Source organism: Psychrobacter proteolyticus, from assembly GCF_038155145.1.
Taxonomy (GTDB): Bacteria; Pseudomonadota; Gammaproteobacteria; order Pseudomonadales; family Moraxellaceae; genus Psychrobacter; species Psychrobacter proteolyticus_B.
Genome location: NZ_JBAKAY010000263.1, coordinates 1 through 207 on the forward strand (window position 1 = coordinate 1; position 207 = coordinate 207).

The 207-nt window shown below is 63.3% G+C and carries 1 protein-coding gene; it reads left to right on the forward strand.

The annotated features are described in order from the left end of the window. Positions 1 to 207 (forward strand): TrkA C-terminal domain-containing protein (locus V6252_RS13770; RefSeq protein WP_341610797.1); only part of this gene is annotated, 207 nt, incomplete at both ends.

The following is a 207-nucleotide window of genomic DNA, read 5'->3' on the forward strand; positions in this document are numbered from 1 at the left end:
GTCGGTCAGGAACTCGGTTTCCTGCGTCGCCACATGCCCAACGTGGATACTCGCGTGGCAGCCATCTACCGGCGCAATCGTCCGATCATCCCGCGTGGCGATACCGTGATCGAGGCCGATGACGAGGTGTTCTTCATCGCGGCGCGCAAGGATATCCGCACCGTGATGGGCGAACTGCGCCGTGTGGACCGCAACTTCCGTCGCGTG